Origin of the sequence: Allocoleopsis sp. (genome assembly GCF_036703385.1) — a bacterium.
In the GTDB taxonomy this organism is placed as follows: domain Bacteria; phylum Cyanobacteriota; class Cyanobacteriia; order Cyanobacteriales; family Coleofasciculaceae; genus Allocoleopsis.
Genome location: NZ_DATNPA010000608.1, coordinates 1 through 20,576 on the forward strand (window position 1 = coordinate 1; position 20,576 = coordinate 20,576).

General features: G+C 46.4%; 23 protein-coding genes and 1 riboswitch. Of the genes, 7 read left to right on the plus strand and 16 right to left on the minus strand.

What is annotated here, in order from left to right; all coding sequences use genetic code 11:
* Positions 1-1,637: toll/interleukin-1 receptor domain-containing protein (locus V6C93_RS29060; RefSeq protein ID WP_333480158.1), on the minus strand; the 1,637-nt coding region annotated here is incomplete at its 3' end.
* Positions 1,638-2,133: 496 nt separating this feature from the next.
* Between V6C93_RS29060 and V6C93_RS29065 the strand changes: the two genes are divergently transcribed.
* A complete protein-coding gene (locus tag V6C93_RS29065) occupies positions 2,134-3,261 on the plus strand; it encodes a patatin-like phospholipase family protein (RefSeq protein WP_333480159.1) in 1,128 nt (375 codons plus the stop codon).
* A gap of 155 nt (positions 3,262-3,416) precedes the next feature.
* Here the strand turns inward: V6C93_RS29065 and V6C93_RS29070 are convergent, their stop codons facing one another.
* Together V6C93_RS29070 and V6C93_RS29075 are read right to left on the minus strand one after the other, a co-directional pair.
* Complete coding sequence (locus tag V6C93_RS29070; RefSeq protein WP_333480160.1) at positions 3,417-5,207, minus strand: M61 family metallopeptidase; 1,791 nt, start codon at positions 5,205-5,207, stop codon at positions 3,417-3,419.
* 246 nt (positions 5,208-5,453) lie between these two features.
* Positions 5,454-6,137 (minus strand): Crp/Fnr family transcriptional regulator, encoded by a 684-nt coding sequence (locus tag V6C93_RS29075; RefSeq protein ID WP_333480161.1) that lies wholly within the window; start codon positions 6,135-6,137, stop codon positions 5,454-5,456.
* A 116-nt stretch (positions 6,138-6,253) separates the two neighbouring features.
* Here V6C93_RS29075 and V6C93_RS29080 point away from each other — a divergent pair, with 116 nt between their 5' ends.
* Positions 6,254-6,406 (plus strand): hypothetical protein, encoded by a 153-nt coding sequence (locus V6C93_RS29080; RefSeq protein WP_333480162.1) that lies wholly within the window; start codon positions 6,254-6,256, stop codon positions 6,404-6,406.
* Between the two features lie 142 nt (positions 6,407-6,548).
* Here V6C93_RS29080 and V6C93_RS29085 read toward each other — a convergent pair whose 3' ends face one another.
* From V6C93_RS29085 to V6C93_RS29095, 3 genes are all read right to left on the minus strand, one after another.
* Complete coding sequence (locus tag V6C93_RS29085; RefSeq protein ID WP_333480163.1) at positions 6,549-6,791, minus strand: hypothetical protein; 243 nt, start codon at positions 6,789-6,791, stop codon at positions 6,549-6,551.
* A gap of 462 nt (positions 6,792-7,253) precedes the next feature.
* The gene (locus tag V6C93_RS29090) at positions 7,254-7,568 is read right to left on the minus strand and encodes a hypothetical protein (protein WP_333480164.1); all 315 of its coding nucleotides are present in this window, start codon (positions 7,566-7,568) and stop codon (positions 7,254-7,256) included.
* A gap of 512 nt (positions 7,569-8,080) precedes the next feature.
* Positions 8,081-8,278: a hypothetical protein gene (locus tag V6C93_RS29095; RefSeq protein ID WP_333480165.1), complete on the minus strand. Its 198-nt coding sequence runs from the start codon at positions 8,276-8,278 to the stop codon at positions 8,081-8,083.
* A gap of 131 nt (positions 8,279-8,409) precedes the next feature.
* Positions 8,410-8,539, minus strand: a riboswitch (cyclic di-AMP (ydaO/yuaA leader).
* Between the two features lie 316 nt (positions 8,540-8,855).
* Between V6C93_RS29095 and V6C93_RS29100 the strand changes: the two genes are divergently transcribed.
* On the plus strand, positions 8,856-10,355 hold the full coding sequence (locus V6C93_RS29100) for a TM0106 family RecB-like putative nuclease (protein WP_333480166.1): 1,500 nt from the start codon (positions 8,856-8,858) through the stop codon (positions 10,353-10,355).
* 666 nt (positions 10,356-11,021) lie between these two features.
* Here the strand turns inward: V6C93_RS29100 and V6C93_RS29105 are convergent.
* Complete coding sequence (locus V6C93_RS29105) at positions 11,022-12,188, minus strand: acyl-CoA dehydrogenase family protein (RefSeq protein ID WP_333480167.1); 1,167 nt, start codon at positions 12,186-12,188, stop codon at positions 11,022-11,024.
* Between the two features lie 377 nt (positions 12,189-12,565).
* Positions 12,566-12,742: a hypothetical protein gene (locus tag V6C93_RS29110; protein ID WP_333480168.1), complete on the minus strand. Its 177-nt coding sequence runs from the start codon at positions 12,740-12,742 to the stop codon at positions 12,566-12,568.
* A 225-nt stretch (positions 12,743-12,967) separates the two neighbouring features.
* On the opposite strand from V6C93_RS29110, the gene V6C93_RS29115 reads away from it, so the two are divergent.
* Positions 12,968-13,363, plus strand: coding sequence for a hypothetical protein (locus V6C93_RS29115; RefSeq protein WP_333480169.1), 396 nt, complete (start codon positions 12,968-12,970; stop codon positions 13,361-13,363).
* A 97-nt stretch (positions 13,364-13,460) separates the two neighbouring features.
* Here V6C93_RS29115 and V6C93_RS29120 read toward each other — a convergent pair whose 3' ends face one another.
* The 3 genes from V6C93_RS29120 to V6C93_RS29130 all read right to left on the minus strand — a co-directional run bounded on the left by V6C93_RS29120 (position 13,461) and on the right by V6C93_RS29130 (position 14,878).
* Complete coding sequence (locus V6C93_RS29120; protein ID WP_333480170.1) at positions 13,461-13,772, minus strand: hypothetical protein; 312 nt, start codon at positions 13,770-13,772, stop codon at positions 13,461-13,463.
* Between the two features lie 147 nt (positions 13,773-13,919).
* Positions 13,920-14,366, minus strand: a complete 447-nt coding sequence (locus tag V6C93_RS29125; RefSeq protein WP_333480171.1) for an NUDIX hydrolase — start codon at positions 14,364-14,366, stop codon at positions 13,920-13,922.
* Positions 14,363-14,878 (minus strand): hypothetical protein, encoded by a 516-nt coding sequence (locus V6C93_RS29130; protein ID WP_333480172.1) that lies wholly within the window; start codon positions 14,876-14,878, stop codon positions 14,363-14,365. Before V6C93_RS29130 ends, V6C93_RS29125 begins: the two co-directional genes overlap by 4 nt.
* 169 nt (positions 14,879-15,047) lie before the next feature.
* On the opposite strand from V6C93_RS29130, the gene folD reads away from it, so the two are divergent.
* From folD to V6C93_RS29145, 3 genes are all read left to right on the plus strand, one after another.
* A complete protein-coding gene (gene folD, locus V6C93_RS29135) occupies positions 15,048-15,923 on the plus strand; it encodes a bifunctional methylenetetrahydrofolate dehydrogenase/methenyltetrahydrofolate cyclohydrolase FolD (RefSeq protein WP_333480173.1) in 876 nt (291 codons plus the stop codon).
* 58 nt (positions 15,924-15,981) lie between these two features.
* A complete protein-coding gene (gene crtE / locus V6C93_RS29140; protein ID WP_333480174.1) occupies positions 15,982-16,911 on the plus strand; it encodes a geranylgeranyl diphosphate synthase CrtE in 930 nt (309 codons plus the stop codon).
* Positions 16,912-17,076: 165 nt separating this feature from the next.
* Positions 17,077-17,532 carry a divergent PAP2 family protein gene (locus V6C93_RS29145; RefSeq protein WP_333480175.1) on the plus strand — a complete coding sequence of 152 codons (456 nt, stop codon included), beginning with the start codon at positions 17,077-17,079 and terminating at the stop codon, positions 17,530-17,532.
* Positions 17,533-17,538: 6 nt separating this feature from the next.
* Here V6C93_RS29145 and V6C93_RS29150 read toward each other — a convergent pair whose 3' ends face one another.
* The 5 genes from V6C93_RS29150 to V6C93_RS29170 form a co-directional block, all read right to left on the minus strand.
* Entirely contained in the window at positions 17,539-17,751 is a 213-nt protein-coding gene (locus V6C93_RS29150; RefSeq protein ID WP_333480176.1) for a hypothetical protein, read from the minus strand.
* 99 nt (positions 17,752-17,850) lie between these two features.
* Positions 17,851-18,477 carry a hypothetical protein gene (locus V6C93_RS29155; RefSeq protein ID WP_333480177.1) on the minus strand — a complete coding sequence of 209 codons (627 nt, stop codon included), beginning with the start codon at positions 18,475-18,477 and terminating at the stop codon, positions 17,851-17,853.
* A 64-nt stretch (positions 18,478-18,541) separates the two neighbouring features.
* Positions 18,542-18,871 carry an MgPME-cyclase complex family protein gene (locus V6C93_RS29160; protein WP_333480178.1) on the minus strand — a complete coding sequence of 110 codons (330 nt, stop codon included), beginning with the start codon at positions 18,869-18,871 and terminating at the stop codon, positions 18,542-18,544.
* 65 nt (positions 18,872-18,936) lie between these two features.
* Positions 18,937-19,659: a pyridoxine 5'-phosphate synthase gene (locus V6C93_RS29165; protein WP_333480179.1), complete on the minus strand. Its 723-nt coding sequence runs from the start codon at positions 19,657-19,659 to the stop codon at positions 18,937-18,939.
* Positions 19,660-19,742: 83 nt separating this feature from the next.
* A complete protein-coding gene (locus V6C93_RS29170; protein ID WP_333480180.1) occupies positions 19,743-20,189 on the minus strand; it encodes a hypothetical protein in 447 nt (148 codons plus the stop codon).
* Positions 20,190-20,576: the final 387 nt, after the last annotated feature.

Sequence of the window (20,576 nt, forward strand, 5' to 3'; positions counted from 1 at the left end):
TGTAAGTGTTCTCTGTCCGTATCCAGCGTTCTCACCAATTGTCTAAAATTGGCAAGAAAATCTCCCGGATTCTGGTTAAAATCAATCCACTGCACCTTCGCTAATTCTGGATGCAAGTCGCTGGGATTTACCTCCCGATGCAGCACTGTCACAAATCGTTTATTCAACTGTGCTGCATACTCCACCTCATCCGCGCAATAGGGTGAATTCACTGATCGCGGTGAGAGAATAAACAAAAAGTTATCGCTAGCTTGAATTCCCTGTTTAATCTCCTGGGCAAAATCCGCCCCCGATGCAATACTTTCTTGGTCGAACCAAGTCGTTTTTCCCTGAAGTTGCAGTTCATCATTCAGCTTCCGGGCAAAATCCGCATCCGCACGAGAATAGGAAATAAACACATCCAACGACTCAGCAGGCGGTTGCCGCAAACTTTCATCAATGAATTCTTCCATTAACGGTGTCGGTTGATGCAGCGTTCTCTTTTTTGCCACATTCAGCCAAGACTGGGCACTCCGCAGGTTATACCCTCGCAGCAGAATACTCGGATTCTCGTGTTGCCGCTTCCACTTCAGCGCTTTGGTCAGCAAAACCTTATGCTCGTTATAGTAAGCTTCATCCTGCTGCAAAATCCTCAGCAGTTGGCTTTCATCCAGATGATAATCCTCTTCCTTCACATTGTCCGTCAGGTCAACATAGTGCAAATCCCGCAACGCATTCGGTATCGATTCGGATGATATTTCTCGCACCAAAACGGGAATAATCCGCTTATTCAGCGATAAAGCATAATCTAATTCTTGCCGAGTAAAATAGGACTTTACCGAGTCAGGCGAAAGCAAATAAACCACATTATCCGCCTGTTCGCTCCCCCGCTTAATCGCCTCCTCAAACGCTTCCCCCGTTTGAATATCCGTCTCATTCGTCCAAACCGTAATACTTTCCCGCCTCAGACTGTTGCAAATCTTCTCCATCGTCGCCCTATCCTCATCGGCGTAGGAGATAAACACCTGAGTCATCAAGTTGTTGGCATTCTTGATACTTTCGGTGATGTATTCGCAATGTAAATCAGTCGGGATGCAAGGCGGTTGCTCGTCTTTAAAGCGTATTTTGAGCCAATCTTCTGCCTGCTGTTTCTCTTCCGCAATTAACAGGCAACTCGTTTGTTTTTGATTCCTCTCCCACTCCAAAGCCTTGGCTAAAAATTGGGTATGCTGTTTGACATAATCCTCATGGTTTTGGAATACCTTAATCAAGTCAGCAATAGATTTTTCAAAATCGTTGATACCCTCTTGGAACCAGAGCCAGTTAAGTTTGCGGATAATGGGGTGTGTTTGCTCCTGAAACTCGTCGGCTTTTACATGGAGTAAAGGGATGATGCGTTTATTTCGCTTAACAGCCAAGTCGATTTCTTTTCGGCAATAGGGTGATTTGACCGAGTGCGGCGCAATGATAAATATGAAATTATGTGCCTTCTCAATGCCATCATCAATTTGCAGTTGATAGTCTACGCTATAAGGAATATCCCTTTGGTCAAACCAAACCTTGAAACCTTGTTCAGTTAATCGTTTGTGAAGCTTTTCGGCAAATGCTTTACTATCTGCTCGTCCATAAGAGATGAAGGCATCGAAAAACTTTATCATTTTGAGGCACCCACACAAATTGATAGATCGAAGGCTTCGACAGGGATTAAGACGATGAGATTATCGCGGTTTTCAGTTGGATGGAATACACCTACTCTGGGAAGTCAGGAGTCAGGAGTCAGGAGTCAGGAGATAGATGACTGTACTTCACCCATTTGAGAACGGCTATATCTATATTTGAAAGATCAAACCAAAAGAGCGATGACTGGAAGCTCACGGCTCTTCCGCGATCGCACCTTGTCTAGAAAGATATCAATAGGACTTACGCACAGCCTCTACCTGTAGGGGGTGTTAGCGTAACGCACCATTACCGCTATATGTGATGTAGCTGCGTAAGTCCTGTCAAATGAATCTATGCTTTACCCATAAGTCCCAGGATGCTGTAGGGGCGAAGCATTTGGATGATAGCTTAGAGGTAAAAACTAGGATTTTTCTGTCCAAATGCTTCGCCCTTCCACGCTCTCGAAAGTTATCTAAAAACCGAAAGGAGTTTGACATGTCTTTCTATGACAAAGCCAACAAAAAAACTGAACCGTATAAACTCCTGGCGCTTGATGGTGGTGGCATCCGTGGGCTAATTACGCTTGAGGTGTTGGCTAAAATTGAAGCTACTTTGCGGGAAGCCTTGGGTCGCGACGAGAGTTTTGTCCTAGCCAATTACTTCGATTACATTGCAGGTACAAGTACGGGTGCAATCATCGCAACTGCCCTTTCCTTGGGCATGTCTGTAGCAGATATTCAAAAATTTTATCGGGAAAGTGGCGAAAAGATGTTTGCCAAAGCATTCATTGTCAGACGCCTCCGCTATAGGTACGAAGATGAAAAACTCTCCGATGAACTCAAGAATGTATTTGGAGAGGACACTACCTTCGGTAGCGAATGTCTAAACACCCTCCTGATGCTGGTAATGCGTAACGCTACTACAGACTCGCCTTGGCCACTCTCCAATAACCCTCATGCCAAGTACAACGACCCCAACAGACCAAGCTGCAACTTGAAACTTCCCCTGTGGCAGCTCGTCCGAGCCAGTACTGCCGCTCCAGTCTTCTTTCCACCTGAAGTAATTCAGTTAGGTAGCAAGGAGTTTATCTTCGTCGATGGCGGTGTGACTCCCTACAATAACCCAGCCTTCCAACTCTTCTTGATGGCCACCCTCGAACCCTATAAACTCATGTGGCCTTCGGGTGAAGACAAGATGCTTTTGGTGTCGGTTGGTACTGGCATAACCCCTAACATCAATCCAGAACTTCAAGCCTCTAGTATGCACTTAGTCTACAATGCTGAGACTATCCCGCTGGCACTTATGCTTGCTACCCAGTACGAACAAGACTTTCTGTGTCGTATTTTCGGCAAGTGTTTATTAGGTGACGCCCTTGACCGGGAGGTAGGTGACCTGTTGGAAATAAAGGGACCTATGGAATCAAAGCTTTTCACCTACATGCGCTACAACGTTGAACTAACTCGTGAGGGATTGGATAGGTTAGGTGGATTGGATGATATTAGACCCGAGCATGTCCAGTCAATGGATTCAATCGAACATATGACTGAGCTAGAACGCATAGGACAAGCGATCGCGAAAAAAGTAAAACGGGAGTACTTCACTGGGTTTTTGCACTCACCCTGATCGTGAGCTTGAAGGCTTAGCACAATTGTGCCAAAAGTACGAAGTTATTTTTAGACAAGCCCTAAGAGCCGATCACAGCGAGGTTGTCTTCAGATCACCGAAGGTGCGAAGGGAAAAGGAGAAATCGCTCTTTTCCTATCCCTTCATAGCCCGTGTTACAACTTTGTCACAGACGTTCCCAGCCACCCAGAAAAGTTCTGCTGTTGAGCTTGGGTTAAATTCTCTAGCGGCACGATCTGGTAACGACTGGGTCGTGGTACACCTAAGGTAACGGGTAAGGTGCGAAGTTCTTCTTGGTGGAAAACGCTCAACTGGATGGTATCACCAACGCTGTAATCTTTGAGGCGATCGCTCAATTGTTCAGCCGTTACCCGCCAGCCATTAATGGCGAGCAATTCATCTCCCGCATCGACTCCCGCCACGGCGGCTGGAGAAGCGGCTTCGACAAACTGGATGAGCGTTTTACCATTCTCTGCATTCACGTTCAGCCCTAAGTGAGGTAGACTTTCCCCTGATTCAACACTCAATAGGCGCAAACCGAAAGGTTCGAGGTACTTGTCAAAGGGTAATTCATCGGTGCCATCAATATAGCGATTAAAGAAATCACTCAAATCGGTCTGTGCCACCGACTCGATCACCTCCCGCAGCTGTTGAGACGTGAAGCCAATTTCCTGGATGCCGAAACGCTGCCACATCTTGCGCATCACATCATCGAGTGATCGCTGATTCCCATGTCGTGCACGGATGAGTAAATCCAACAAGAATGAAACAATTTCCCCCTTCAGATAGTAGGAAATCTGGGAATTGTTGCTGTTTGCATCTCGTCGATAAAGTTTAATCCAGGCATCAAAACTTGACTCGCTCAGTGGCTGTACTTTACGACCCGGTATCATTTGTAACTGAGTAATTTCCTTACTCAAGTTGTCTAATAAATTCTTAGCGTCATAAATCTTCGCCCTGTAGGGAATCACCATGTCGTAGTAACTGGTCGCCCCTTCGCAAAACCACAGAGACGTTGTGTAATTTTCTTGCTCATAGTTAAACTGCTCCAGTGCTTTCGGACGAATCCGCTTAACATTCCACAGGTGAAAGAATTCGTGGGCAACCAGTTGCATAAAGCGGTTGTACTTCTCCTTCGCCCGAAACCCGAAGCGAGAGTAATTCAACGAACAGGAATTCTTGTGTTCCAAACCGCCGAAGCCGTTTGAGGAGAGATGCAGCAAAAATAGGTAGCGATCGTAGGGTAAGCCCCCAAACAACTCAGCTTCCACCTCAATAATTTTCTTTGTGTCCTCGATAATCCGTTCTGGATTCGCGTTACCCTGTCCCCAGATAGCGAGTTGATGGGGTTTAGAGAGCACGTCAAAGCTATATAGCTGCTGAGTCCCAATTTCAAAGGGGCTATCGACCAAGGTGTCGAAGTCTGCCGCCTCAAATGTGTTGGGTTCTCCAGGGAGCGAGCGCAAGGGGGTCGTGACGCGCCAATCCGGTTTGGGTGGCACAATCGTTACCCGAATCGGTTGCTGTTCCCACCTTGGTATAAAAAAGAATAGCGCCGCACCATTAAAATAGCCGTGAGTATTATCCAAATGATTGGTACGCACCGAGAGTTCATTGGCGAATACGCGATAACGCACGGTTATTTCGGAAGTATCCGCCGTCTCAATTTGCCAATGATTTTTGCTGATTTTGCGTGCAAGCAAACGGTTCCGTTGGTCACCGGTGTCAGCAGAAAAGTCTTGGAGATGTTTAGCATACTCCCGCACTAAATAAGAACCTGGAGTCCAAACAGGCAATTTCAAATCCAGCACAGGTTCCTGCCAGCCTTTGACAAAGAGCGTTACCTCAAACAGATGTGATTCTGGCTGAGGCATTGCCACCTGGTATCGGATTGATGGTGCAGTTCTGTGTAAGCCAATGGGTCGAACGGTTGTTGCTTCTGTCATTGTTACGAAAATTAGCAATCAGCAATTAGCTCTTAAGGTAGCAATGGTTAGCCATTGATTGCTTGGGGAGTGTCATACTCCCCCATTTCCCACCTTCTCTCAGGTTAGATGTAAATCTACACAAAAGCTCCGGTTGTTGCCCCTGAACCTTGATGGGGTAGTCACGGAGAGTAAAAACGGGGATCAATCCCTACAGGAAGATCCTCTTGGCAATTCAGTCACAGTCTTTTCGTACCCGTTGCCCTTTTAGACGCGTCCTGCTAGATGAGCCAGCTGCTTGATATTGATCAGGCAGAGTGTGTGATTTTCCGGCTCGGTCTTAATCCAGCCTTTACTATCAAGCTTGTCCATAATTTTGGCTGTATCGTCGGCGCTGATGTCGGAGATATCTGCCAAATCCTTATAGGAGAAGTTGTAGATTTCTGTTCCCTTTTCAGTGGGTTGACCATAGTTTTCTGCTAAACCCACCAGCGTGCCGACTAACTTGACGGCAGGTGGCTGATGGCGTCGTTGTAGGCGAATATTGCTCTGGCGTAGTCGCCGCACCATCAGTTGCAGCATCCGGTGGTGTAGCTGGGGATCTTTGAAAAGAGTTTGAATGAAGCGTTGGGCAGAGACACTGAGTAATTTTACGTCAGAAAGAGCAAGCACGTCCGTCGATCGGGGAGATTCATCGAGAATTGCCATTTCCCCAAAAAAATCACCCCGGCCTAAAATGGCTAGAGTGACAACGTTGTCCCCGGAAAGGCGTCGTACTTTGACCCAGCCAGAGACAACAAAGTAAACAGCGTTGCCCCAAGCATCTTCCATAAGAACCGCTCTCCCTGCCGGGTATTCGTGTTCGACAACAACCGACAGGAGCCATTCTAATGTCTCTGGGTTAGCGGTATTAAACAGTGGGAAAAGCTCATTAAAAGCTTTGGTCTGCATGAAAGGTTTTTAAAGATAGAGTCTGAGGATGCGAGAGCCGTAACAGTCAGCAATTAGCGTAATGCTATAGAAGATTCCCCGGCTTCGGTACCCGCTGAGTCTTGAATTAACTACTGGTGGGTCGTTATACTGGGAAACCCCTACGCTTCCATTACACCACACTACAAGAACAGTACCCAACTTCCCTTAGTTGGATAGAGGCGATCGCTATCATTGCTCAATCCCTTCACCCCTTTCCCGATTCCTACCAAAAGCGACTCCGATACTGACCCTGTTACATCCCCACCTTCACTCCCAATAGTGAAATGCGAAGCTGATATGCATCTGAGCAAGCTACTTTAGGTGGGATTTCTGGCTCATCCTACAAAAAACAAGCCAAACACCAACGAGAGTGTTATCTTTTGAGCGACGCTATATAGCTTCAGTCAGTTTCACACTATGGTGGCTAAACTTCATCAACTCATAAAGATCGCAAGCGGATAACTCTTCCTGAGTTGGCTCATCAGTTTGGCAGATTGCCACAATGGGATCCCCGTATCCTTTAGCTCTACCAATCAAAAAAAGTTTTTTACCTGCATATTCTCCAATTACCCTGAAATTGTCAGACGTAAAAAAGTCTACGTAATTAAAGAAGCTACGATTTTTAATGTGCATATTTTTTCCTCCTGAGTTCTTGAATAAGGGTATTCGTCAGTGTTAATTAGCTACGCTAGAAATGTTTTCCTTGATTTGTGTATTTTCTTCTCAAGCTGTGATTATGATTCAATAGATTAGGAATACCTTCAATTTCCCACAGAGAATGACGAAGATTGTATTTGGTCGTATTAATTTTAGGAAAACTGGATGGATTTAGAAACCCAGTTGGCGGGATTAGTTTAGAAGGTAATCGTACAGTACTATTCGTTTTGATTGCCATAATTTTTGATATCAGCTAGGGAAGGTTATACAAATGGCTTCATTCATCAATCTGATTAACTTACTAACAGACAATTCATGAAGCTCATTTTCGTTGCTGCAACTCGATAGACTGGTGGACGAATGTCGGGGCTGAGTTATGAAGTGTAGACTCTCCCAAGCCTCGGCTTCTCTAGCTCACACCTCGATGAAGATAAACGCTTATGAGAGACCCCAAATCACTTGGTCAAGAGAACACTTACTACTGTGATACTCCTCTGTTGAAATCGCTTGAGTCTCCAGTAATTTCTCGTAATGGCTTATTTCGTTGCGGTATTGCCACTCACGATCCAAGTATTTCGTTCCAGCTTCGAGGGCTTCTGAAATACTTACAAAGAGTCCACTCCCTAGTTGGGATTCTGGGTCATCTTGATGGCGAAAACATCTGTATGTATACCCGTTTGGAAGTTGGATTGGGCAAACAAAGAAGTTTCTGTAGCTGATTCCTTTGTTGTAGAGATATTTTTTTTCAAGCATCCTTAGGTCTCCTCCTGTTTACTCCAGTGTTTTGAGGCGTGATTTGTCCCGTTTATTTAATCTTTTGCTCAAGCCTGACAGTTTTCACCCTTCCTGCATCATGTAACTGTGTAGTCTAGCGATCGCTGCCATCAATTAAAAACTGCAAACCTTCAACCTTCAACCTATTTCTAAGACAGACTCAAAGAAATGGCTATCTTGTTAAAGCCTTGCCTCAAGCAAGATGCACCCTGTATGAATCAGAGTTTGCAGGTATTGGCTTAGGTGATTGCTTTGAAAACCCAAAAGCCTCTGCGTTTGCCAAGCGTCTAAGACGCAAGCGGAGGAAAGACAACGGACTTGGTTCTTGAAGAAAAGTCTAATTAACCTTTAGCCAAACTTAATGGGTGAATCTAGAGGTTAAAGGAGACAATGACTGCGGACGTGTGTCTAGACAATTCTTTTGTTAAGTTCCTGGCTCAACAGCTCCCCATCTAGAGCCCAATTTCGAGAAGTACGTTGTTTATAGCCCGTTACGTCTGCACGGCTGTCAGGGATTTAGACCTTGAGTCGATGAGTCGGTCAATACAGATTCGACCGTAGCTGAGTGCCTGATCGAGGGTTAAAAAACAGAAGGGTTCATTGTATTGATTTCCTTCTGGGTCAACGTAATCAACGGTGAGCCCGTTCCACTCTTGTGTGGCAACAATAATCCAATTTTTGTAAGTCATCGTCTGTCCCTCTAATCACTTGTAGCGGTTTGCGAGGTGGGTCAAGAAACAGGTAGCTGACACTGCCTGGGTTGGCAGTACTACCCGCTAGGAGACCCCAAGGACAACGGCTTACATTCAGCTGATGTCAATGGTACTCCTTCCAGTGCCTACGGAGTTAGCTGACGGGCTCAGACTGGAAGGTGTCTGTCTTACTGTGAGTAAGATTTGCCCCAAAAATTGGTTCCTCCGTTCTCCTCCAACTTAAGACTTTTTTCAGGGGTCACGGGTTGAAGAAGATTAGGCTACCCACTTACTTGTCTAAGAGTATTACTCCTTTGTGACGTAATTGTCTAGCTACAGTAATATTTCTTCAATCTTAAAGGTTGGTAACGCATGACTCAGGTAACGATTTTTCTAAAAAATTCAGTTAACCTGTCATTAAAGGCTTGGTAGTTTATCGCACTGGCTTTCCCAGCCCTAACCGATTGTCTCGAAAGAGATTTATAATGGAAAAGTTTTGTCATCCACAGATTATTGTCAGAAAAACTAATGGGTATCAGTCAGGGCTCAGGCAGAGTCTTCAGGACTTGAAGCCATGCTGATAACAGACGATTTACTACTATATTACAAACGCTGCCGACGTCGGGCGTTTCTGGATGTTTACGGCGACCGAATTCAGCAAGACCCAGAACAAGACTTTTTGCTAAAACTGCGACAAGATAGCTTAGCGTATCGGCAAGCGATTCTCGATGTCGCACCGCATCAGTCCCCCAATTACCCGAGAAGAGATTGGGCAGCCGGGGCAAAGGCGACTTTGGAATTGATGCAGCAGGGGGTAGATCAGATTTCTCAAGGCATTCTGCTGATGCAAACAGCCCCAGGGGTGACCCTATTGAGCCGTCCAGATTTGCTGGTCAAACAGCCGGGGCTGTCTAATTTTGGGGATTGGATATATGTTCCTACCCTGATTAAGCTAGGTAAGCGTTCCAAGCCAGAGTATCAAATCGTCGCTGCGTTTGCGGCTCATCTGTTGGCGGCTGTACAGGGCGTCTTGCCTAGCTCAGCCCAGTTAATTTTGCGTCGCCAAGATGCTTACTCGGTGAGTTTAGCACGATGGGAGCCTTTGATGCAGGAGGTTCTCTCCGAATGTATTGACACACTCCTACAGCGACAGGAGCCGGATATATTTATTTCTCGTCAGAAGTGTAGTTTATGTCATTGGTACAGCACTTGTCACGCGATCGCTAAAGCGAAGCAGCACATTTCCCTATTACCAGGAGTAACCCCTAGCCGCTATCGGGATTTACAAGCTCTGGGTTTAACCACAGTAGAATCTCTAGCTCAATCCCCCATTAACCTACTAGAACCAGCCGTTGGCAGCGAAGTAGCTGTTGATTTAGTGCAGCAGGCGCAATCCATTGTGCAGAATCGAGCGATTCTCCGTCAACGCAGCGGGGCAGAAACCCAGACACTTGAGCTTTTCACCCATCCCGATGTCTTAACCACAGCATCTGTGGAACTTTACTTTGATATTGAGGCAGAGCCAGAGCTGAAACTTGACTATTTACTAGGCGTCTTGGTGATTGATCATCGCACTCATACCGAGACATTTCATCCCCTGATCGCAGAACACCCTAAAGATGAAGCTTTAATCTGGCAACAATTTTTAGATTTGGTACTGTTCTATCCGGAAGCGCCAATCTTCCATTTTTCAGAGTACGAAGTTGAGACGGTTAAACGCTTAGCAAAACTCTATCAAACACCGCAACCCTTGGTTAAACATATCCTCTCTCGTTTGGTAGATATACATTGGGAGGTGATGAACACTGCAACCCTGCCAGTAGAGAGTTATTCTCTTAAACACCTCGCTCGATGGATCGGTTTCGAGTGGCGTGATTCAGGTGTTACAGGTTCCCAATGCGTTTGTTTGTACAACCACTGGTTAGAGACAGGCGATCGCACGCCTCTCGATGCTATTGTGCGGTACAACGAAGACGACTGTCGTGCTACTTACTACCTCAAAAACTGGCTCAAAAATTTTATGCAAGAATCGGTTCAAAATTCTACAAAAAGTTATGCAAAGATTTCTGAATAAATTAGCATTATTTATTTAAGTTACAAGTTTTTCTTATGAATGAATGTTAGCCTAAAATGAGATTAACTTTTTCAGTCATGCAGGCTGATGAAAGTCTCTAGGCAATTTATCCAAGGTGATCGATATGCTTCCTTTATTTCTCCTCCTTCTGATCCTCGCTTGCGGAAGCATTTTAATATCACTCAAAGCTTCTCACGAAATCTCTCGCATTCTAGCAAGTGGCTGTGCCATTTTCTGTTTAATTTTCGGGTTTGCTCTAGCCCCCTGGCCAATCCAACTGTTGATTGTTGCGCTTCTTCTGGGCGTAGAGCGGCTCTATCCCTTTCGCAGGCTTGGAGCCGTTCCCATCACTCTTGCTCCAAATAAGCGGAGATAATTTTTTGCTGGTTTGGGTAGGAAGACTGCCCAAGAAGACCCTAGCCGACCCTTGATGGGTCGGCTTTTGCTTGGTACAACATTTAAAATTGCTGTAAAACCCACATGATTTATGCGTGGGAGTGTCAAGCAACCACACTTGATTAAGTTCAGTTTATATTGGGGCGAGGTTTGTGAGCAATGTGATGATGCACAGACAATAAAGTTGCAGAAATTATTCTGAACTCCTGCAACTCCTGTCTCCTGAATTTCTTGTTGATCGAAAGACAATCGCGCATACCCAAGAGGACTTTAGCAGGAAGCTTGTTGTAGTGAAAAATGAGTGCGCATCCAAGTCTGCGGTGCACCCTGCCAGGGCATCGACACGCCCCCAAAAGTACGCAAATTCTGCCAGTAACGGTCAAAGATACTGTTTGTAGCAGTGGTGGAGTTGCCTCTCAACTCAAACATACGATTGGCGATCATCCAGCCCACTCGTGTGGTAAATACCTCAGCAGAAAAGACAGCATTCGCCACTTCTTGCCTCTGTTCATGAGTTAGCCTTAACTCCCTATCCCATGCCGCTTGTACTAGTTCTGCCACTTCATCTGCCAGTCTAAGAGCCGTTTTAAGTTCAATCCATAAATCCTCGTAATCACCAAGGCTGTAGGAGTCTTGCGCTACGCTATCTAAGCCTGAAGTGGGCTTGAGTTGGCTGATTGTCTTTGTGTACTCTTGCATGGCTTCTAAAGCACCCTGCCCAATTCCCAAACCCACGTGGGTTTTCGTGAGCTGGGCAAGGATTCCCATAAAGCTGGCAAAGGCACTGTCAGAGGGATTCGTGGGAAGCAAAATCTCATCCTTGTCTATGAGGACGTTATGGAAGATGAAACTCCCACTATCGGTTCGACTTTGTCCAATCTTGTCCCAATTAGAGATAACCCCCAGACGATCTTTAGGAACGATGCAGAAGAACGGCTCCTGAACGCCCTCTTGCCAAGCTGAGAATACCCGCAGATCCGCCGCCGCAACAACTGAATCAAAGTGCTTGACTCCGTTGAGGCGGAAGCGATCGCCCTCTGGGGTGATTTTCAGCTTTGTATCCCACCTGTCAATCGCGTTAGCCCACAACCACTGATTCCGGGCAGTGTATCGATAATATGTTTCCTTTTGCTCTGGGGTTCCAGAAATATGACTCAAGACGGTTAAGTTCAGATGATTGCCATACAACTGTCCGATGGAACCTTCTGCTTTGGACAGTTCATAGACAATTTTGAGCGCCTCTACCCACGTTGCTCCACCGCCACCATATTCTTTCGGTACCATCAAATCGAGCAGTCCACTTTCACGTAGCGGCTTGATTTCATCCTCTAAAATTCCAGCTTCGGTATCGCGTTTCACAGCAAATTGAGCAAGTTTTTGGGATAAAGAAACCGCTATATCTATATAGGTGGGTGGTTTTCTGACATTTAATAACATGGCACAATCATCCTTAGTGTTGTTTGGGGAATAGGGTGGGGAAAGACGCAATCAAGGAATTGATAGAATTCAGCATTGGTCACATCACCCTATTTCCTTTTTCCTTTTTCTGAGTCTTGGCGTTTAGCCATCATCTTTGTTTGGGTCGCTTAGGGGTGAAGCTAAGCGATTCGATTCAAACCGTCGAAAACCCCACAATTCCCACTTACCGTCAAAGTTAGGATGAATTATCTCAGAAAATAATCTACGGTAAATCTGTCGGAATAGTGTATTATGGGATTATAAGGCTTTATTGTCGCATAGACCGCTTAAAAAAAGCAAGGGCGCTTTTGTCTATTCCAACAGAGTACCCAAGATTGGTCTCCAGAACCTTGTATCTAAGGCCGATGGCGCGATCGCTTCTTGGTGTCCTGGCACCCACCCGATGCTAAAGCCTCAAGGAATTGCGATCGCGGTTCACTCCAATTTCTTTGACGAAGATGGGACTTCCTCGCCACTTCACTCACACCCTTGTTGTCGTTACTCGCCAGTCGATTGCCGCTAAGTTCAGCCATTCCCAGCCAGTGTACAGGCTTAAAAGCGACGTTAAGAGTTTGTGAACACCTTATTTTCTCTCCGAAGAGAAGCCATACTGGGTACAGACGTAGAACGAACCCAGTTCGCGATTTATAAGTAGTAGCTAAGATAATAAAAGTCTACGTCTTAATCGTGACAACAGTTTTGCTTCTTTTCGTCTTACTTCATCCGCACTCAAATAGGAAGATAAAAAAAGGTCGAGTATGAACATCAAAGCTATTGCTCTTGTTGCAATTTTAGGTCTTTGTGTACCTGCTATTACAAACCTTGCGATTACTCCTCAAGCTCTTGCCGATGAGCCGCAACCACCAACAGCTCCAACAGGCGGATTTACCGATGGACTCTGGACTGTATCTCTATGGTATGCCAACAATTCGTACAATTACAGCGTGAAGAATCATCAGACAGGAGCTGCTCTCTACTTAGCGGGTGCGGAAGAATCAGTTGATAGCGATCGTCGTGTCTATACTTGGCGCAGTGGTATGAATGATTACCAAGTCTTGTGGCAACCGAGCGATCCTCGTGTGATTCGCTTGCAAGTTATTGCTCCCAATGGTAAGCAGGTTTTAAATCGTTTACTTCGTAAACAGTTTAACTAAAATAATTGTTATGACGTCGGATTTCGTATGAGGAATCCGCTGGTGCGTGTTTAAATCTCCTTCCCACCTGGTAGGAGATTGCTTAAAAGTTTTTATTTCATACTTTAATTTGATCCCGGCTTTTTATAGAGTACTGGGGATACTTGTCTGTTGGTTCCTCCGTATGCCCCCTGAGTTCCATTCGTGAGGCATAGGCGTCAGTGAAGGCAATAGTAGCCATTCTTGGGTCTAGGTCAGGAGGGAATACAACAATATCCATTCCTGAATTCAGTGCCATACGGTGAAATCGAATAGCATCAAGTAATGGATAGAAGGTAATAGGAATCCATCCACCATTGTTAAAGTAAACAACAACTCGGTGCCTTGTATCCTCTTGCAGAGGTAGTGGAACCTGCCAGGGAGAATCCACAATCACTATACCTTTATGGTGAGACAGCTCTACCTACCTTTATGGCTTTCAGTCAACAGTAAAAGCCACTACCTTTTGGCATATTTCTGAAGAAGGTGAGGGAGAATACACAGCGATCGCCAAGGTATAGCAATAGACCACTCATCACTAATCACGAACGGTGTCAATGCCTCTAGCCAGAAAATCCAGTAAAATTCGTTGGTGAGGCAGCCCAATCGGACGCACCTGATCTGCTTTCTGGGAGTAGCAGCTGCCTGATCGAATCTGTTCAGGGGTCAATAACCCCATGTCCCAACCTTCTCCTAGTACCAATTGCTCGAATTCCACCGTCAGGGGGGCGTGGAAAACATGACGAAGTACTTTTGAATCTGAATAGCAACCAAACTCCGATACCCAAGGTGGGGTATAGCTGATTTCTTCCCCCAGTTCCCGCAGAAGCGCTTCTTGTGGTGTCTCACCGGGATCGATATGACCCCCAAAGAAGCCCCAATGACCAGGGTAGATGATGCCAGGGATGTTGTCTCGTAGTTGCATGAGGAATCGATCTGAGGAGTAGAGAATCGCGATCGCAACTTCAACCGGCTTACTATTCATGGGCTTGCTTCTGGGACTACGGGTTGTTCAAGGTTTCCTGGCTTCCGATTTAGCAACTGCTCCTCCTGAACGTAGACTTCGCCTAACTCCTGTCCGCCAACAGGAATGCTTTGGAATTGTAGTTTACCCTTGATTGAGACTTCATCACCAAGGTTGGGAACGTTTTGGTTGGTGAACACCCAAATTGAGCCAGTTGCATCCTTCAGTTGGTAAGCACTAGAGTCTAAAAGCGGTGCGCGATTGGTAACTTGACCCTGAAGGTACACGATCGCGTCATTATTGGGATTTTGCGAAATATCTCTAATTTTTATGGCATTTGCGCCCATATTGAAGCCACTGATTCCCAGCAAGCCTGAGTTACTACAGCCAATCAACCCTACCCCAAATACTAAACAGTACAAGGGTAAAAGATGAACCCTTCGGAACATCTGCCCTGCCCTGCTAGAGATGGAAGAGGGGGAGGGGTTACCTGTCGCTTTTCTAGATTGCATCGGCTTAATTTTTACCAGCATCAGCGTCATAGTTTAATTAATATTGTTTCTCGGCTTTTGCTTTCGCACGATATACAAACTTAATCCTTGTTTATAGAGGAGCGAAATCTGCGAAACTGTTATGGTTTATGGTCTACCTGCTCAAAGAAGCAGATAGTAAAGTTGTACAGAAAATGCTCTGACAATCGCGATGGACTCAACCTACGCCAACATACTAGATGGTAAAGCTCTTGCTCAACGAATTCAGGCTCAGCTCGCTGATGAGGTAGCTCAGCTGCTCTCAACCTTCGGACGCCCTCCAGGATTAGCCGTGTTGATGGTTGGTGACAACCCGGCTAGCGCCGCCTACGTGCGGGGGAAAGAGCGTGCCTGCGCGAAGGTAGGGATTGCCTCGTTTGGTCGTCATTTCCCAACGAACACCTCCCAAACCGAACTAGAGCAAACGATTGAAGCGCTCAATCAAGATGAGCGCGTCGATGGAATTCTCGTCCAACTCCCCTTACCCAACCATTTAGATGCTGTTTCATTACTTCACCAAATTCATCCGGATAAAGATGCTGATGGACTGCATCCAGTTAACCTAGGGCGTTTGGTACGAGGAGAGTCGGGATTGCGCAGTTGCACGCCTGCGGGAGTAATGCGCTTGTTACGGGAGTACCAAATTGATATTAAAGGCAAACAGGCTGTTGTGGTCGGACGCAGCATTTTGGTAGGGAAGCCGATGGCGCTGATGCTTCTAGAAGCAGATGCCACTGTGATGATCGCCCATTCGCGATCGCAAAATCTCAAGGAACTCACCCGCAGCGCTGACATTTTGATTGCAGCCATCGGACGCCCCCAATTCATCACGGCTGACATGGTCAAACCTCAATCCGTGGTGATTGATGTTGGGATTAATCGCGTCTGTGACTCCAGTGGTCAATCCCGTCTGATAGGCGATGTTCACTTTGACACGGTTCGGGACATTGCACAATACATCACCCCTGTTCCAGGGGGTGTTGGTGCGATGACTGTTGCCATGTTATTGCACAATACTGTACTGAGCTATAAACGAACGCAATCATAACGAGGCCAACGCCCCGTAGAATTGTTAAAACAGTGACAAAAAATCAAGGAATTAAGGCATGGTAGCGACGGAAGGGCGACCTGCCCCCAAAGGGGAATCCCTCACTTTTGACTTATCAACGTATTTAAAGGAACGGCAAGCTCAAGTAGAGGCGGCTCTAGACCGTTCTCTCCCCCTCACCTATCCAGAAAAGGTTTATGAGGCAATGCGCTATTCCCTGTTAGCGGGGGGTAAACGCTTGCGTCCAATTCTTTGCCTTGCCACTTGTGAGCTAACCGGTGGCACAGTGGAGATGGCAATGCCAACTGCCTGTGCCCTGGAAATGATTCACACTATGTCGTTGATTCATGATGACCTACCAGCAATGGATAACGACGACTACCGCCGAGGCAAACTAACGAATCACAAGGTTTATGGGGAAGACATTGCTATTCTGGCGGGAGACGGTTTACTCGCCTATGCCTTTGAGTACGTTGCGACTCAAACCCAGAATGTCCCAGCACATCGGGTATTGCAGGTAGTGGCTCGGTTAGGTCGGGCAGTAGGGGCGGCAGGATTGGTTGGAGGTCAAGTGGTTGACCTGGAATCGGAAGGGCGCTCAGATATTCAGGAGGAAACTCTAACGTATATTCACACTCACAAAACCGGGGCTTTGTTAGAAGCCTGTGTGGTTTGTGGCGGAATTTTAGCGGGGGTAACGGATGAGGAGATCGAGCGATTGTCTGGCTACGCCAAAAATATCGGTTTAGCTTTTCAAATTGTGGATGACATCTTGGATATTACCGCCACTCAGGAGGAACTGGGGAAGACGGCGGGAAAAGATATCCTAGCGCAAAAGGCAACGTATCCAAGTCTATGGGGAATTGAGGCATCCAAAACTAAAGCTCAGCAACTGATAGATGCGGCAAAGGCCGAATTGGAAGCGTTTGGCGAGAAGGCTCAACCCCTTTTGGCACTCGCCGACTTCATTACAATGCGCACTCACTAAGCATAAGGATGAACTCTCAAGGATGAAGTCTGAAACAACGGTTAGCTTTTCACCGGGCTACGGGGTTAATCCAATTCTGCTTATTCTCTCGTTTCATCCTTCATCCTTCATCCTTCTTTCCCAATCTTTGTAATTTTGATATTCTCCATTTGCCAGTAAAACACTATGCAGGACTTTGGCGACATCCTAAACAACCAGGTGCTGCTGGTTGCGATCATTGCTTGTTTGGTTGCACAACTTTGTAAGCTCTTGGTTGAACTCACAAAAAATCGTAAATTCAATCTCCGCTCTCTGGTAACCACAGGGGGGATGCCCAGTGCCCACTCGGCATTTGTCGCCGCGCTAGCTTCGGGTGTGGGACAAAAGAGCGGATGGTCTTCTTCCGAATTTGCGATCGCAGCAATTTTTGCGGTAATTGTGATGTACGACGCCGCTGGCGTTCGTCAAGCGGCTGGCAAGCAAGCCCGTATTCTCAACCAAATCATCGATGAATTATTCAGTGAAGGCAAAGATTTTAACGAAGACCGCCTTAAGGAATTACTGGGGCATACCCCCTTTCAGGTGATTGTTGGACTACTCCTAGGAATTGCTATTTCATGTTTAGCGGCTCCTGCTTATTAACCAGGTTTAGCCTTGCTCTGGGAATAGAAAATTGGCGTATTTTGGGTCACCGGGAGTCACCGCCGCGTTTGCCTCTTGCATCGCCGCTGGAGTCGGGACCCGACGCTTGTTGCCGTCCTTCAAAACATCAATGACCAAAGCTTTTTGTTTGGGAGTGAGCTTATCCAGCCAGCATTGCACCCATTCTTCTTGGAGGATATTTTTGGAAGCGGTAAGCATATTGGCCTTTGGTTAAAAATCTGCTACTCTCCAGTTTATAAAAAAAATCTTAAAGATAAGGTGAGGCCAAGCACATCATTATCAAAAGTTTGACTTAACTCAAAAGCTGACAATGGGTCTGAGCAGCGTCACTCGGCGACCATCAACGACCATGCTCCAAAATCCGCGATCGCTCAATCTCCGCAACGTTGAGTTAGCCTTACTCTCGTTGGTTGTATACACCACCAGCAAGTAGGGGCGTTTCCCATAAGAAACCAAGCCAACATCGCTACCCAGTAGTTGTTTTAGCTGCGTGGCAACTTCGGGTTGGTTGAAGTAATCAACCAGCACGGCATAACCCTCACCTAAAGGTTGAGGGTTATAGGATGGAATATTAGTAGACACCGCTGTTGCTGTTGGTCGCAGCACATAGGCTGATAACCCAACAACTTCCTTCACATAACGAGCCCAATCATTGGCATCCTCAACACGCCTAAAGCCTGAAACACGCGTTACCGTGTCCTCTAAATATCGGCAAACCGTAAACTTAGTATTGGCTGGCAAAGTCCGTTGAATTTGTTCCTGACTTTCTTTTGTTTGAGTGCGGACTAACAAAAGATACTCGTTCCCCTGGGGCGGTTGACAAGGAGACATCGATGGTTGAGCTTGTGCCAAGTCAGCGACACCATATAGACCCGCAAGCGCCAACAGACCCGAACTTACTCGGAGAAAGGTTGTATTTCTCACTCTCAACTCACACTCCTCACTCAGCTATTACGCCTATAATTTGCGACCTAGCTTACCACTTTAATCACGCTACGGATGCCAGAGATGCTAAAGGGTCAACAATTCCCTCGGATGGTGCCTGAAATTCTCCGGTTTTGACAAATTCTAAGCGCAGCTTTAACCAGGTAATGAACTGAGGATTCGTAGAAATAATGGCTACGGCTGGTTGAGGACATGCTTGCTTAACCTGTGCCATCTGGGGTGCCTCTAGGAAAGCCGGTTGCTTGACTAACCAAAAGTCAATCTCTTTTTCCTGTTCATGGTAGTGCCTAGTGCGCTCCTTGAGGACTTCCTCAAGGGGTTCTTCTTCTAAAAGAAAGCGTTGACTGGCCAAAACGTAATAGTAAGTTTTCATGGGAAACGTTGTTTTATGATTAGTTAGGGCTTAGGGATAAGTTGCCATGAGTTAAGCTTCATCACTTATAACTCTCCTCTCATGGCTTGTTTCATCTCTTTAACCGCCCGTTCAAGACCTACGAGAACAGCTCTAGAGATGATGCTATGACCAATATTGAGTTCTTCCATGCCTTTTAAGCAAGCAATGGGGTAGACATTCCAGTAGGTAAGGCCATGTCCGGCATTGACACGTAAGCCAGCGGCGATCGCTTGTTCGCATCCCCTGAATAACATTGTCAGTTCTTTGTCCCGACTCGCCTCATCCTTGGCATCGGCATAGCGACCGGTGTGCAGTTCAATAAATTTGGCTCTCGTTGAAGCTGCCGCATTGATTTGGGCAACGTCAGCGTCGATAAATAAGCTAACGGGAATTCCAGCGCCTTGCAAGTTGGCGACAATCTCAGTCATGCGCTGCATTTGACCAACGACATCGAGTCCTCCTTCTGTGGTCACTTCTTCCCGTTTTTCGGGGACGAGAGTGACATAATTGGGTTTAATGTCGAGTGCGATCGCCACCATTGCATCCGTGGGTGCCATTTCCAAATTCAAGTGAGTCCGCACCGTCTGCCGCAACACATAGACATCTCGGTATTGAATATGACGCCGATCTTCTCGTAAATGTACAGTAATGCCATCAGCACCAGCAAGTTCTGCCAGCACTGCTGCCGCCACCGGGTCGGGTTCCACGGTTCGCCGTGCCTGCCGAATCGTGGCAATGTGGTCTATGTTAACGCCAAGCGTCAGCACCTGGGTTCTTCTCCTGAACTAGGGCGAGTCTACCAAAACATCATACAAGCTGGTGCGACTCGTTCGGAGCGAGATAGAGGCAGTTAGCTCAAATCCATTCTATATCGCACTTCTAGGAGTTGATCGGAGTTAAGGGACGACCCTCCCGTATTCACTTCTACGCTCTTAATCAAATCCAAGATTACTGTAGGGACTTGGACAACAGGAGACTCCGTAGGATGACTCACTGAAATAGGTGCCTCTTCAGTTAGAGGCTTCGTTTCAGGAAAGAGAGTTAAGTAATCGTTTAAATAGCTGCGACTTTCCAGTCCAATCAGAGATTCGCCCGATCGCACACTTAAACCGCTTTCGGGTTGAGATAGTACAGTTAGGCCAGCTCCATAGACAGATTGCTGTAATCCAGTCACTAGGCTGCCAACTCCGAGGGTGGCTAGAATTGCATGGCACAAAAGCTTTTTCATACAGGAGAGAACATTTTCCTCTCCGGACTCGACACGTCTGTTATTGATAATCGGTTGGCAAAAAGTCATACCCTGTACTCTCTAACCGTTAATGCTTTAACAGTAGAAGGAAGGCGTGACTCATAAAGATAGCGATATGCAACTGGCTGAAGTGGCTCTTTCCTGCATCGTGACTCAGGCTTGATTCGCGGCTTCAGCCTAGGTATTTTCCAGACAATCTTTTAACTGACACTAGACTATCGTGGGTTTGATTGAGTGGCAGACAAATTTTTTAGAGACGCCAAGCTGTACGTCCCTACCGTGTGGTACAGTTTCCAAAATATGCAGATAAATTTAGTCAGCATTTTGAGAAAGTAGACGATTCAAAATTTCCTTGCCATTGGGCGCAAAAACTTGGACGCGAATCACATCCGGATCGCTAGGTCTCCACACAACTTGGTAACGATTAGGGCCATT